Raw genomic sequence first — 13,203 nt, 5'->3', positions numbered from 1 at the left:
GGCATCAGCTCAGGTACTGCGCGGTCAGCGCTTCCGAGATCGCCGCAAGCTCGCGGCGTGTGCGCGACAGGCGCCGCGCGGTGATCTGTTCGGGCGTGGCCACCGCCATGGCAGTCTGCAACATCAGGATCTTGCGCCCGGCGTCGCCCATGCTCTGGGCACCGGAAAGCTCGGCCAGCTTGCTCTCTTCCTCGCGCACCCGGTCGATCTGGAACAGGATCGAGCGCGGGTTGTCCCGGTCGAGCGCCAGCATGTCGATCACCGTGTCGCGGGTAGTCTCGACCGAATAGCGGCGGCGATGGGTCATCACGCTGTCGCCGATCTCGACCGTGGCATCGAGCCCGCCGTCGAGCCCCTCGGCCGCAGCAAAGCTCGTCAGCACCGAGGCCATGTGGTCGGCGCGCTCGAGGGCCCGTCCGATCGACAGGAAGCGCCAGCCGAGGAAGCGGAACATGTTCTCGTGCACGAGGCCCGAGAAGCCGGCGGTCTTGCGCAGCAGCACGCTCATGGCGCGGGCGGCATCGTCACCGGGGGTGACGCGGTCCGACAGCTCGCGGGCGCTGTCCGCAAGATCGTTCAGCGCGCTCCAGCCGTCGGTGGAGAAGCGGTCGCGCACCTTGCTGGCGCAGGTCAGCGCCGCGTCGAGATGGCTCAGCAGCGCGTCGGGCACCGGCTCGCGCGTCTCGAAGCCGTAGCTCTCGAGGAACCGGCCAAGGCTGTCGACCAGCGGCACCGTGCGCCGGCCGTATTCCTCGAGCCGCAGGTGATAGGCGCGCAGCACCCGCACGCCGCCCTCGGCGCGCTCGACATAGCGACCGAGCCAGTAGAGGTTGTCCGCCGCCCGCGCCGGGAGAAGCCCCGGCAGGCGGCGCAGGAATGGGCCGCTCTGCTTGCTGCTGAGCGTGTCCTGTACCACCGGCTGATCGGCCATGATCCACACATCCGCCACCGAGCCGCCGGCCTGCATGCCCAGCGCGGTGGGATCGCCGCTGCGCCCGATCCGGGCGTAGCCGCCGGGCATCACCGCCCAGCCATTGGGCGTGCGCGCCGCGAAGACCCGCACCACCATGGGGCGCGGCACCAGCTTGCAGTCGATCATTGCCGGCGTGGTCGAGAGCGTCACCGCCTCCTGCCCCACCAGCTGCGCCCCCTCGCGGTCGATCCAGTCCGACACGGACTCGTCGGCACCGCAGGGAAACTTGCCGCCCACGGCGGTGTTGACCTCGATGTCGAAGGGCAGCTTGGTCGATTGCGCCGAGCCGATCATCATGCGGTCGAGATTGGCCTGCACGTAGGCCCGCTCGGTCTCCTGCCCGCACCACCACGTGGCGATGTTGGGCAGGCGCAGCGGTGCGCCGATCAGGTGGCGCGCGATGCGCGGCAGGAAGGCCATCAGCGCCCGGCTCTCGAGCACGCCCGAGCCCAGGCAGTTGACCATGTCCATCGCCCCCGCCCGCAGCGCCGCGACCATGCCCGGCGTGCCCAGCGCCGAGGTCTCGTCAAGCTCGAGCGGATCGGCGAAACGCGAATCCAGACGCCGCCAGAGCACGCCCACCGGCTCGGGACCGTTGATGGTGCGCACAGCGAGGCGGCCGTCCTGCACCTTGAGATCCTCGCATTCCAGCAGCGAGAAGCCGAGGTAGCGGGCGATGTAGGCGTGTTCGTAATAGGTGTCGGTATGCTGGCCGGGCGTCAGGATGCCGACCCGCCCCTCGCTGTCGCCGCGCAGCCCGTTCATCGCATCGCGGAAGCTGCGGAAAAAGCCGGCGAGGCGCTCGATATTGGTCTTCTGGAACAGGTCGTGAAAGATCCGCGTCGAGGCCATGCGGTTTTCCAGTGCGAACCCCGCCCCCGAGGGCGCCTGCGTGCGGTCGCCAAGCACGAACCAGCTGCCGTCCGGCGAGCGGCCGAGTTCGAAGGCGAGGAAGTGCAGGTAATGGCCGGAGCGCGGTTTCATCCCCACCACCGGGCGCAGCCATTCCGGGTTCTGCGCCACCAGGTCGGCGGGCAGGAAACCGTCGCGCACGAGGTCGCCGGGACCGTAGAGATCGGCCATCACCCGCTCGAGCAGTTCGGCGCGCTGCGCGATGCCGTCGGCCAGTGCCGCCCATTCGGCCTCGGCGATGACCACAGGCACGTGGCTCAGCGGCCAGTCGCGCACCGTCGAGCCGGTGCCCGTGCCGGTCGTGTTGTGCTGGCGGAAATAGACGCCGGTGTCGTGCAGGTACTGGTCGCCGCGGGCAAACGAGCGCGCCAGCGTCTCGGCGCTCTGCCCGGCGAGGTGACGCATCAACGGCGTCCACACCGGACGCATGGAGCCGTCCGGGCGTTTCAACTCGTCGGCCACGCCCTCGATCGGGGCGTAGCCGGAAAGGAACCGGGTCATCTGGTCCGGCGCCATGGAGGTCACCCCATCCTGCTTGATGCTCAGAGGCCGGGCATCCGGCGCAGATCAAGCGTCATCGGGAATTCCGGATGCGGATGCTCGGGTGCCGGCCAATAGGAGCCGGGGGTATGACCCATCTTCTCGAATCGCGCAAGACGCCGCGCGTCGGCCTCGTTGGTGTTGACCGGGAAGGTGTCGTAGTTGCGCCCGCCAGGATGCGCCACGTGATAGGTGCAGCCGCCCAGCGCCCGGCCGGTCCAGGTATCGAAGATGTCGAACACCAGCGGCGCGTTGACCGGCAGCGTCGGGTGCAGCGCCTCCGCCGGCTGCCACGCCTTGAAGCGCACCCCGCCGACCTTCACGCCGCTCGCCTTGGTCCCCGCGAGCGGCACCGGCCGCTTGTTGCAGGTGACGATGTAGCGCTCCGGATCCATCGCGGTGAGCTGCACCTGCATGCGCTCGACCGAGCTGTCGGTGTAGCGCACGGTGCCGCCGATAGCGCCGCGCTCGCCCAGCACGTGCCAGGGCTCGAGCGCCTGGTTGAGCTGCAGGTGCACGCCCTCGTAATCGACCTCGCCGGCGAAGGGGAAGCGGAACTCCTTCTGCGCCTCGTACCACTCCGAGCGGAACTCGAAGCCATGCGCCTTGAGGTCGCGCAGCACCTCGAGGAAATCCTCCCAGACGAAATAGGGCAGCATGAAGCGGTCATGCAGCGTGGTGCCCCAGCGCACCGGGCGGCTTTGGACCGGCGCCTTCCAGAAGCGCGCCAGAAGGCCGCGGATCAGCACCTGCTGGGCCAGGCTCATCTTGGCATCGGGCGGCATCTCGAAGCCGCGGAACTCCACGAGGCCCAGGCGGCCCGTCGGGCCATCGGGCGAAAACAGCTTGTCGATGCAGATCTCGGCCCGGTGGGTGTTGCCTGTCACGTCGATCAGCATGTTGCGCAGCAGCCGGTCGGTGAGCCACGGCTGCGGCGGCTCGCCCTCTTCCGGTCCGGGGAAATGCGACAGCGCGATCTCGAGCTCGTAGAGGCTGTCATGCCGGGCCTCGTCGATGCGAGGCGCCTGGCTGGTCGGGCCGATGAAGAGGCCGGAGAACAGGTAGCTCAGCGAGGGATGCTGCAGCCAATAGAGGATCAGCGAGCGCATCAGGTCAGGGCGGCGCAGGAACGGGCTGTCGAGCGTGGTCGCACCGCCCACCACGACGTGGTTGCCGCCGCCCGTTCCGGTGTGCTTGCCGTCGATCATGAACTTGTCGGCGCCGAGACGGCTCTGGCGGGCCTCCTCGTAGACCGCCTCGGTGATTTCCTTGCAATCCTCCCAGCTGTGGGCGGGATGGATGTTGACCTCGATGACGCCGGGATCTGGCGCGACGCGGATCACGTTCATGCGGCTGTCATGCGGCGGGGTGTAGCCCTCGATATGGATTGGCAGGCCAAGCTCCTCGGCGGTCTCTTCCGCCGTGGCCAGCAGCTCGAGGTAATCCTCCAGCGCCTCGACCGGCGGCATGAACAGGCACAGCCGCCCGTCACGCGGCTCGATGGCGATGGCGGTACGCACCTGCCCGCCCTCGGGATCGACGCCCTGCTCCATGATCTTCTGCCGCCGCCCGGCGTCGCGCGCTTCCGAGACCGGCTGCTCGTGGCCCGGCGTCACCTCGGGCAGGACCGCGGCCTCTTCCTCGGCGATCTTTGCTTCTTCCCTGGCGATGCGCTCGAGCTCGGCCATCAGGGCGCGGCGCTGCTCCTCGCGCTCGGCGTGGAAATCCGGCAGCGGGGTGACCGGCACCGAGGGGTCGGTGGGGTAGACATAAGGGTAGGCCGAGGGCGCGATGTAGGGCAGCGCCCCCAGCGGCAGGCGGAAGCCCACCGGGCTGTCGCCGGGGATCAGGAAGAGCTGGCCGCGACGCGTCTTCCAGTGCTCCGAGCGCCAGCGCGTGGAGGGCTGCGCCTTGGACTGCCAGCGCTGGATCGGCAGCACGTAGCCCGCCGGCGTCTCGAGCCCGCGCGAGAACACCTTGGCGATGCGTGCCCGCGTCTCGGGATCCTTGAGCTTGCTGTCCTCGGGGGTCACATTCGACGGCAGATCCGCCTCCTTGAGGATCCATTCGACCGGGTCCTCGTAGGTCGGATGCACATAGTCGGCCTCGAGCCCGAGGTTCTCGGCAAAGGCCGACATGAACTGGTCGGCCTGCGCGGCATCGGCGCCCTTGGCGGTCTCCTTGGCGACCAGATCGGGGTTCTTCCAGATCGGCAGCCCGTCGCGGCGCCAGTAGAGCGAGAAGGTCCAGCGCGGCAGGGTCTCGCCGGGATACCACTTGCCCTGCCCGTAATGCAGGAAGCCGCCCGGCGCGAAGCGTTCGCGCAGGCGCCGGATCAGCGTGTCGGCGCGGTCGCGCTTGGTCGGGCCCACGGCGGCGGTGTTCCACTCGGCGCTCTCGAAATCGTCGATGCTGACAAAGGTCGGCTCGCCGCCCATGGTGAGCCGCATGTCCTGCGCGGCGATGGTGGCGTCGACCTTCTCGCCCAGCGCGTCGAGCGCCTGCCACGACTCCTCGGAGAACGGCTTGGTGATGCGCGGATGCTCGGCCACGCGGCTGACCTGCATGTCGAAATCAAAGCTCACATGCGGGTTGCCCACCGCCGAGAAGCCGCCGGTGATCGGGGCGGCGTTGCGGTAATGCGGCGTGGCGGCGAGGGGGATGTGGCTTTCGCCGGTCAGCAGACCCGAGGTCGGGTCGAGCCCGATCCAGCCGGCGCCCGGAAGGAACACCTCGCACCATGCGTGCAGATCGGTAAAGTCGTGATCCGTCCCCGACGGCCCGTCAAGCGCCTGCAGGTCCGGTTTCAGCTGGATCAGGTAGCCCGAGCAGAACCGCGCCGCGAAGCCAAGATTGCGCAGGATCTGCACCAGCAGCCACGAGCTGTCGCGGCACGAGCCACGCTTGTGCTGCAGCGTCTCTTCCGGGGTCTGCACCCCGGGCTCCATGCGCACGATGTAGTCGATATGCTTCTGCAGCTTGGCGTTGATGTCGACAAGGAAGTTGACCGTGTTGACCGGCTCGCGCGGGATGCTCTGCATGTAGGCGGCAAGATGTGGGCCGACCTCGTCGGGGCGCGCGTAGATGCGCAGGTCGTTGCGGAACTCTTCCGGGTACTCGAAGGGCCATTCCTGCGCTTCTTCATCGACGAAGAAGTCGAACGGGTTGTAGACCGTCATGTCGGCGACGAGATCGACCTCGATCTTGAACTCGGTCACCGGCTCGGGGAACACGTAGCGCGCCAGCCAATTGCCGTAGGGGTCCTGCTGGTGGTTCACGAAATGGCCCTCGGGGCCGACCTTAAGCGAGTGCGAAATCACCCGTGTGCGCGAATGCGGCGCCGGGCGCAGCCGGATCAGCTGCGGCCCGAGCGTGACCGGACGGTCATACTTGTAATGCGTCAGGTGGTGAATGCTTGCCGTGATGGCCATGGGATCGGTCCGCCCGTGATGCTGTCTCGTGGATCGGGTTCAGAAGAACTTGGATACAGGCCCTTGTAAAGCCTGACGCTTCCCGCGACGCGACCGGGGCGTGACGCTGCACAGATCCCGTGCGGCGACGCTGCGCGCCCTGCCCTCCTCCGATGGTCGCATATCGCGCCTGTGCCCCTGCGGGCTAGGCTCCGGCGACGCAACGCGCCTGACACATCCGCACAACACCGAGGAGCGCCGACATTTCCCCCGTGGCAGATCATATCGACCGTGTCTTCAGGACCGTCTCATCCGACAGAGCTGCCGCCATGTCGTCTCTCGCTGCTTCGTGGCGGCGCTCGATGCAGCATCACGGGCTCGACCCGGCGACCCGACAGGGCACGCGCCGGCTCGAGGACCTTACCCTCGCCCATCGCCGCGCCATGCTGGAGCGCTTCCTGCTGGTCTCGGCACCGAAGCTCGACCAGCTCTTCGGGCTGGTGGCGAGCTCGGGCTGCGGCGTGCTGCTGACCGACAGCGAAGGGCTGGTGCTCGACCAGCGCTGTTCGCAGGCCGATGCCGACACCTTTGAGGGCTGGGGGCTCTGGCCCGGAACCGACTGGAGCGAGGCCGCCGAGGGCACCAACGGCATCGGCACCTGCCTCGCCGAGGCGCGCCGGGTGACGATCCATCGCGGCGATCATTTCCTCGCCCGCAACATCGGCATGAGCTGCATGGACGCGCCGATCTTCGGCCCCGACGGGCGCATCGTGGCGGCGCTCGACGTGTCCTCGGCGCGGGCCGACCAGACCGAGGGCTTCAACCGGCTGATCGCCGCCACCGTGGCGCAGACCGCGCGCAGCATCGAGGCCGACTATTTCCGCGCCTCCTTCCCCGACGCCCGCATCCTCGTGGGCGACAGCGACGATGGCGAGACAGCAGTGCTTCTGGCGGTGGATGGCGACGACCTTGTCGTGGGCGCGACCCGCGGCGCGCGCCGGGCCTTCCAGCTCGAGAGCAAGGGCGCGCTGAAGCCGCGCCCGGCGGCGGATCTGTTCGGCCGCGAGGACGGCCCCACGGGTTTCGAGCGCGCCGAGCGCGCGGCGGTGATCCGCGCCCTGACCCGCGCCGACGGCAATGTCAGCAAGGCGGCCCGCGATCTCGGCATCGGCCGCGCGACGCTCTACCGCCGCATGAAACGGCTGGGCATCGGGGACTGACGGTCGACTATTTTTAACTGCCTTTTCCGATTGTTGCCCTGCACGCCTAGACAGAAAGGCTGCGCAGATCGCCCTCATGCGTGACCAGCGTGATGCGTCTCACGCCGCCGAGTGCTGTCGCGGCCCGGTGCAGCGCGTCTGCGTCCATCATGCAGCCAGCGGTCGAGAGCGCATCGGCCAGTGCCGCGCTCTCGGCCTCGACGCTCACCGTCGACCAGAGCACGCCCCCTGCCCCGCGCGGATCGAGGATATGGGTTTCCTGTCCCAGACGCAGCGCCGCCGGGCTCGAGGTCGCGACCGCGCCGGTGTCCAGCGTGCGGGTGCCGAGTGGCCCGTGCTCCGGGTCCGAGAGTCCCAGCCGCCACGGCCCGCCAAGGGCGCGAAATTCGCCGATATTGATCAGTGCCTGCCCGAAGCCGCGCGCCGCCAGCAGCTCTGCCACGGCGTCGGTCGCGACGCCCTGCGCGATGCCGTTGAAGGTCAGCGCCTGTCCCGGCCCCAGCGCGATGCGGTTCCCGTCCCGCACGATCTTCTCCCAGCCGATCCGCGCCCGCGCGGCCGCCACGTCGCCGCCCGAGGCCAGCGCCCGCCAAAGCGGCTGAACGCTGGGATCAAACGCCCCGCCGGAGGCCTCATGCACCCGGTCAGCAAGTTGCATCAGCACGCGGAACGGCAAGGATGCGTCAAGCTTTCCCGTGCGGTTGAGACGCGAGAGCTCTGAGGCGGGATCGTACAGGCTGAACCGTGCCTCACACGCGCGGATCTTCGCGAGCGCCGCCTCCAGCGCCTCTTCGGCGCCGGGGCCATGCAGGGTGATTTCGGCCTCGGCCCCAAGCGCCATGCCGCGCCAGCGCGCCGGCGCCAGCGCCCGCGCGGGTCCGGCGGCGAAGGCAGCAGAGATGGTGAGGAAACGGCGGCGGGTCAGGCTCATTCGGCGGGCACCTCCTGGCCACGGCTTATCGGACGCTTGCGCGCTCTCTGCGCCAGCACCAACGGCACGCATTGCGCCGGGTCGTCGTGGATCTTCACGCAGTCAAGGCACTGGAAGCATTCGGAATAATCGATCTTCCCGGTCTTCTCGATGGCGCCATAGCGGCAGCGCACCCGGCACAGCTGGCAGGGCGAGCCGCATTCGCTGCGGCGCGCGATCCAGTCTCGCCCGCGCAACAGCCCGCCGATCGCCATCAGCGCCCCCAGCGGGCAGAGGTAGCGGCAGAAGCCCTTGAACAGCACCGCGCTCAGTACGATCAGCCCTGCCGCCCAGGCGATATACGGCCACGCCCGCTGGAAATGCGTGGTGATGGCGGTCTTGAAGGGCTCGATCTCGGCCACCGTGTCGATCTCTCCCGGGGCCACGAAGACCGTCGCGATCATGCCCGCCAGCACCACGTATTTCAGCCCCTTGAGGCGCTTGTCCCAGCGGGGACTTGGCTCGATCTGCGGCAGGCGCAGCAGCCGGCCGAGATGCGAAGCGAACTCCTGAAGCGCCCCGAACGGGCAGAGCCAGCCGCAGAAGAACCCGCGCCCCCAGAGGATGAGCCCCGCGATGGCCGCCGCCCAGACCAGCAGCGAGAACGGGTCGTAGAGCAGGAAGGCGTAGCTGCCACCGTCGAGCGCCGTGCGCAACACGCCAAGCGGTGTCACGATCGACAGCTGCCCCTGCCCCCAGAACCCGATGAAGCCGGTCATCACCGCAAGGATGCCGAGCCTGACCGGGGTGAAGATCCGCAGACCCGCCAGCCGGTTCTGCGCCGGGCCGACGGCGAGCAGCAGCACGATGAGGAAGACGCAGAGCGCGATCAGGTCGGCCTGCCGGTTGAGGATCGCCTCGCGCCATGGCGGCAGCGTCTCCACCGCGCCGGGGCGCAGGAAGAAGCGCTCGGGCGTGGCGTGGGTCAGTTCGAGATCGCGGCGGCCGATCTCGGGCTGGAACATGCCATGCTCGCGCACCGCCGCGACCTTGAGCGTCCAGTCGCGCGCCGGATCGAAGCCGAGCCGCCGGTCGGTGCGCAGGATCATCGCCGTCCCCGCGGGGACACCATCGGCCAGCTCGACGAAGAGATCGGCGTCGCGCAGCGCGATGGGCAACCCGTCCTGCTCGGCCGAGAGCCAATCCGGCGCGGTGTTGCGCACGAAGTCGGGCGAGACCAGCCCGTGGCGCCCGGTCTCGATCAGCAGGATCGGCTCCTCGTCGGGCGAGATCGCGAGGAAGCGCTGCAGCTCCTCGAGCGTTTCCGGAGCGAGGGCGGCACGGGCAATCGAAGCCGGCCCGAGATCGACCATCCAGAGATCGAGATAGGCGCCCTCGGGGTCCTCCGTGGCCTCTGGGTCGTCATCGGCCCAGACGGTGCCGGCAAAGAGCGCGTCCACCTCGGCGTTGCTGACCACCTTGTGGGTCGCGATGCCCTGCGCGACCAGCGCCGCCCAGTCGAGCGCCTCGTCGTGGTCGGGATCGGGATGCGCCGGCGGACCGGAGCTGATGCCGGCCATGCGCTCGCGCGCCACCTCGCGGGCGGCGGCCATGATGCTCTCATGCGCGATGCGCACGCTGGCCGTGGCCTTGGTGACACCGTCGAGATAGACCAGCGCCGAGCCCTCGCCGCCGCCGCCATAGGCGGTACCGACCACCATCGTCTCGGAGATCGCGTGGCCGGAATACTGCTCGAGAAAGCCCCGCAGCGGCGCCTCGCCCAGACCGGAGACGAAGATCGGCTCGTTGTGCTCGATCAGCCGCACGTCGAGGAACTGGCCGTCGAGATCGAGCATGACGAAGATGTTGAGCGGCGCGCCGGAAAAGCCCGGCAGCGGCGCCATCAGCTCGGTCTCGAAGGCGTAGCCAGCCAGCCCTCCGCCGGAGTTGAGGAGCTCCCACACGCCCTTCTCGCCCAGCGGATCGCCCAGCGCATAGGGTGCGTAAACGAAAGCTTCCATCGCCGCACGGTCGAGCGGCTCCGCCGCGCCGGGGCGCGGCAGGAGGGTGACGAGACTCAGGGTCAGGAAAAGCAAAAGCGCCCGCATGGGGCGCAGACTAGCAGGGCGGATGAGGCCGGGAGATGCGACCTAGGTCTGAGATGCGGGCCGGGGAAATCGGCGGTGCCTTCGGAGGGAGTGAAGGGAAGGCACCGCCGGGGCTGCCGGCGCGGGGTCGGACCGGCGGCTTGTGCCCGGGGCGCGCATCGAGTGGCAAGGAGCGCGCGCCCCGGACGGGAGGAGACCTAGAAGAAGCCGAGCTTGTTGGGGTTGTAGCTCATCAGCATGTTCTTGGTCTGCTGGTAGTGGTCGAGCATCATCTTGTGGTTCTCGCGCCCGATGCCGGACTGCTTGTAGCCGCCGAAGGCCGCGTGGGCCGGGTAGGCGTGGTAGTTGTTCACCCAGACCCGGCCGGCCTCGATCTTGCGACCGAAGCGGTAGCAGCGGTTGGCGTCACGGGTCCACACGCCGGCACCGAGGCCGTACATGGTGTCGTTGGCGATGGCGAGCGCCTCTTCCTCGTCCTTGAAGGTGGTGACCGAGACCACCGGGCCGAAGATCTCTTCCTGGAAGACCCGCATCTTGTTGTGGCCTTTCAGGATGGTCGGCTGGATGTAGTAGCCGTTGGACAGGTCGCCCGACATCTGCGCCGCATCGCCGCCGACCAGCACCTCGGCGCCCTCTTCGCGGCCGATGGTGAAGTAGGACATGATCTTGTCCTGCTGCTCGGAGCTGGCCTGGGCGCCGACCATGGTCTCCATGTCGCGCGGGTCGCCCTGCTTGATCGCCTTCACGCGGGCGATGCACTTCTCGATGAAGGCCTCGTAGATGTCTTCCTGGACCAGCGCCCGGCTCGGGCAGGTGCAGACCTCGCCCTGGTTGAAGGCGAAGAGCACGAAGCCCTCGACGGCCTTGTCGAGGAAGGCGTCATCCTCGGCCATCACGTCGGAGAAGAAGATGTTGGGCGACTTGCCGCCCAGCTCCAGCGTCACCGGGATCAGGTTCTTGGTGGCGGCCTTCATGATGACGCGGCCGGTCTCGGTCGAGCCGGTGAAGGCGATCTTGGCGATGCGGTTGCTCTCGGCCAGCGGGCCGCCGACCTCGGCGCCGAAGCCGTTGACCACGTTGAGCACGCCGGCGGGCAGCAGGTCGGCGATCAGCTCGACCAGCACCAGGATCGCGGCCGGTGTCTGCTCGGCGGGCTTGAGCACGATGCAGTTGCCGGCGGCGAGCGCCGGGGCGAGCTTCCACGCCGCCATCAGGATCGAGAAGTTCCACGGGATGATCTGGCCCACGACGCCCAGCGGCTCGTGGAAGTGATAGGCGACGGTGTCGGCGTCGATCTCGGACATCGAGCCTTCCTGGCTGCGCAGCACGCCCGCGAAGTAGCGGAAGTGGTCGACCGAGAGCGGGATGTCGGCGGCGGTGGTCTCGCGGATCGGCTTGCCGTTGTCCCAGGTCTCGGCCTGGGCGAGGATCTCGAGGTTCTCTTCGAGACGGTCAGCGATCTTGAGCAGGATGTTCGAGCGCTCGGCGGCCGAGGTGTGGCCCCAGGCCTCCTTGGCGGCGTGGGCGGCATCGAGCGCCAGTTCGACATCGGCGGCGTCGGAGCGGGCGACCTCGCAGACCTTGGCGCCGGTGATCGGGGTGACGTTGTCGAAATAGCGGCCATTCACCGGGGCGGTGAACTTGCCGCCGATGAAATTGTCGTAGCGGGCCTTGAAGGGCGATGCGTATTTGCCCTCGGTTTGGGTCATGACGTTCATGGCTGTCCTCCTGTCTGTCCGGGTCCTCCACCCGGGGATGCGATCAGGATGCGCCCCCGTGGCGCGCCTGTCAGCGGGGGGCAAGCGGCGCGCGGGGCGGAGGTGTCTCGGTTCTGAGACAGGTTGCGGGCGAGTTCGGGACTGTGGGGCGACATGGCGCCTGTGATTGCCGGTCACGGCGCCGTTTCGAGCGCCTCGGCCCTCGCTCGCATCTCCTGAGATTCGCACGACCATGGCCACTGCGACGCCGCCGCGCATCGCCGGTCCGCGGGGCGGCGAACCGCGCTTTGAATCCCTCGATTTATCCCGGCCAAGTCCGAAGGACCTCGCAGCTGGGCACAGGCGTCACCAAATCGCCGGCCCGGGGGGGCGGACCGGCGATGCGCGGCGGCCTGCGGCCTTGTTTCCGCGCGGGGAGGCGCTCGGGTGTTTGTTGGCTCGCGAGCGGCGTATTGGAAGAGCCGGAATGGGAAACGGGCGCAGTTGCCCGCGCCCGTTCCGTCTCTACCATGACCCCACGCTCACCGCTCCGGCGGCAAGTGGCTCAGCCCGTAGCGCTCGAAGATCGCCGCGATGCGCCCATCCTCGAGCCCGGCGCGGATCGCGTCGTCCACCGCGTAGCCCAGCGCCCGGTAGCGCATGTGCACGCCCACCCCGATGGTCCAGCGGCTCACCGCGAAGCCCGCAAGCGGCGGCTGGTGGATGGCGATGCCCTCCCCGGCCCCGGCCTCGAGCTGCGCCAGCGGCCCCATCGCGGCCATCGTCTCGCCCGCGCCCAGCGCCGCCATGGCGTCGGCATAGGTCGGATAGCGCCGCACCCCCTGCGCCAGCTGCCCGCCGGCAAAGGAGGTGAGGTAGAAATCGGTGATCGAGTCGTTCTCCACCGCCACGGTATCGATGCGGAAATAGGCCGGCACCGGCGGATCCTCGGGATAGGCCTCCTCGCGATAGGCGATGGCGATCTGCTCGGCGGCATATTGCCCGGTGAACACCACCTGCTCGACCCGGCAGGTATAGGCACTGTCATAGGGCACATGCAGCATGACGTTCGACACCCGCCCGCCGATCACCGGCCCCTTCCAGACATTGTTGCGCAGGTCGGCGTCCAGGTTCTCACCCGCCGCCACCAGCCGGAAGCGCGGCTCGACGCCGAGATCCGCGGCGATCAGCCGGCCGATCTCGATATCGACGCCGGCGGGCTTGCCTGCCTCCTCGTAGGACCAGGGCGAAAAATCCTCGTAGGCGGCGAACTCGATGTAGCCGCGCTCGATGATCTGGTCGAGATCCTGACCGACGATGTCGCGGCCGGCATTCTGAGGCTTGGGCTGCGGCACCCAGTCCTCGCAACGCGCGAAAGCCGGGCTTGCAAACGCAAGCCCGGCCAGCGCGGCCAATACGATCCGGCGCCGCAT

At 68.7% G+C, this 13,203-nt stretch carries 7 protein-coding genes; 1 reads left to right on the top strand and 6 read right to left on the bottom strand.

Annotation, left to right across the window (positions count from 1 at the left end; all coding sequences use genetic code 11):
* Positions 1 to 4: 4 nt before the first annotated feature.
* Positions 5 to 2,401, bottom strand: a complete 2,397-nt coding sequence (locus tag R2601_RS10975; protein WP_007797969.1) for a circularly permuted type 2 ATP-grasp protein — start codon at positions 2,399 to 2,401, stop codon at positions 5 to 7.
* 26 nt (positions 2,402 to 2,427) lie between these two features.
* Entirely contained in the window at positions 2,428 to 5,856 is a 3,429-nt protein-coding gene (locus R2601_RS10970) for a transglutaminase family protein (RefSeq protein WP_007797967.1), read from the bottom strand.
* Between the two features lie 308 nt (positions 5,857 to 6,164).
* Here R2601_RS10970 and R2601_RS10965 point away from each other — a divergent pair, with 308 nt between their 5' ends.
* A complete protein-coding gene (locus R2601_RS10965; RefSeq protein WP_007797964.1) occupies positions 6,165 to 7,055 on the top strand; it encodes a helix-turn-helix domain-containing protein in 891 nt (296 codons plus the stop codon).
* A 46-nt stretch (positions 7,056 to 7,101) separates the two neighbouring features.
* Here R2601_RS10965 and R2601_RS10960 read toward each other — a convergent pair whose 3' ends face one another.
* The 4 genes from R2601_RS10960 to R2601_RS10945 all read right to left on the bottom strand — a co-directional run bounded on the left by R2601_RS10960 (position 7,102) and on the right by R2601_RS10945 (position 13,203).
* Positions 7,102 to 7,986 (bottom strand): FAD:protein FMN transferase, encoded by an 885-nt coding sequence (locus R2601_RS10960; RefSeq protein ID WP_007797963.1) that lies wholly within the window; start codon positions 7,984 to 7,986, stop codon positions 7,102 to 7,104.
* Positions 7,983 to 10,073: a 4Fe-4S binding protein gene (locus R2601_RS10955; protein ID WP_007797960.1), complete on the bottom strand. Its 2,091-nt coding sequence runs from the start codon at positions 10,071 to 10,073 to the stop codon at positions 7,983 to 7,985. Before R2601_RS10955 ends, R2601_RS10960 begins: the two co-directional genes overlap by 4 nt.
* Before the next feature lie 197 nt (positions 10,074 to 10,270).
* Complete coding sequence (gene adh / locus R2601_RS10950; protein WP_007797958.1) at positions 10,271 to 11,791, bottom strand: aldehyde dehydrogenase; 1,521 nt, start codon at positions 11,789 to 11,791, stop codon at positions 10,271 to 10,273.
* 521 nt (positions 11,792 to 12,312) lie between these two features.
* Complete coding sequence (locus R2601_RS10945; RefSeq protein ID WP_195903870.1) at positions 12,313 to 13,203, bottom strand: substrate-binding periplasmic protein; 891 nt, start codon at positions 13,201 to 13,203, stop codon at positions 12,313 to 12,315.

It is taken from the genome of Salipiger bermudensis HTCC2601, from assembly GCF_000153725.1.
Classification (GTDB): domain Bacteria; phylum Pseudomonadota; class Alphaproteobacteria; order Rhodobacterales; family Rhodobacteraceae; genus Salipiger; species Salipiger bermudensis.
Note: the sequence above shows the minus strand (reverse complement) of the source record. Positions and strands in the feature narration are given on the sequence as shown.

Bases quoted from the DNA above. Each gene is read 5' to 3' on its own strand.
- adh (WP_007797958.1), bottom strand. From the start codon at position 11,791: ATGAACGTCATGACCCAAACCGAGGGCAAATACGCATCGCCCTTCAAG.
- R2601_RS10965 (WP_007797964.1), top strand. From the start codon at position 6,165: ATGTCGTCTCTCGCTGCTTCGTGGCGGCGCTCGATGCAGCATCACGGG.
- R2601_RS10970 (WP_007797967.1), bottom strand. From the start codon at position 5,856: ATGGCCATCACGGCAAGCATTCACCACCTGACGCATTACAAGTATGAC.
- R2601_RS10955 (WP_007797960.1), bottom strand. From the start codon at position 10,073: ATGCGGGCGCTTTTGCTTTTCCTGACCCTGAGTCTCGTCACCCTCCTG.
- R2601_RS10975 (WP_007797969.1), bottom strand. From the start codon at position 2,401: ATGGCGCCGGACCAGATGACCCGGTTCCTTTCCGGCTACGCCCCGATC.
- R2601_RS10960 (WP_007797963.1), bottom strand. From the start codon at position 7,986: ATGAGCCTGACCCGCCGCCGTTTCCTCACCATCTCTGCTGCCTTCGCC.
- R2601_RS10945 (WP_195903870.1), bottom strand. From the start codon at position 13,203: ATGCGGCGCCGGATCGTATTGGCCGCGCTGGCCGGGCTTGCGTTTGCA.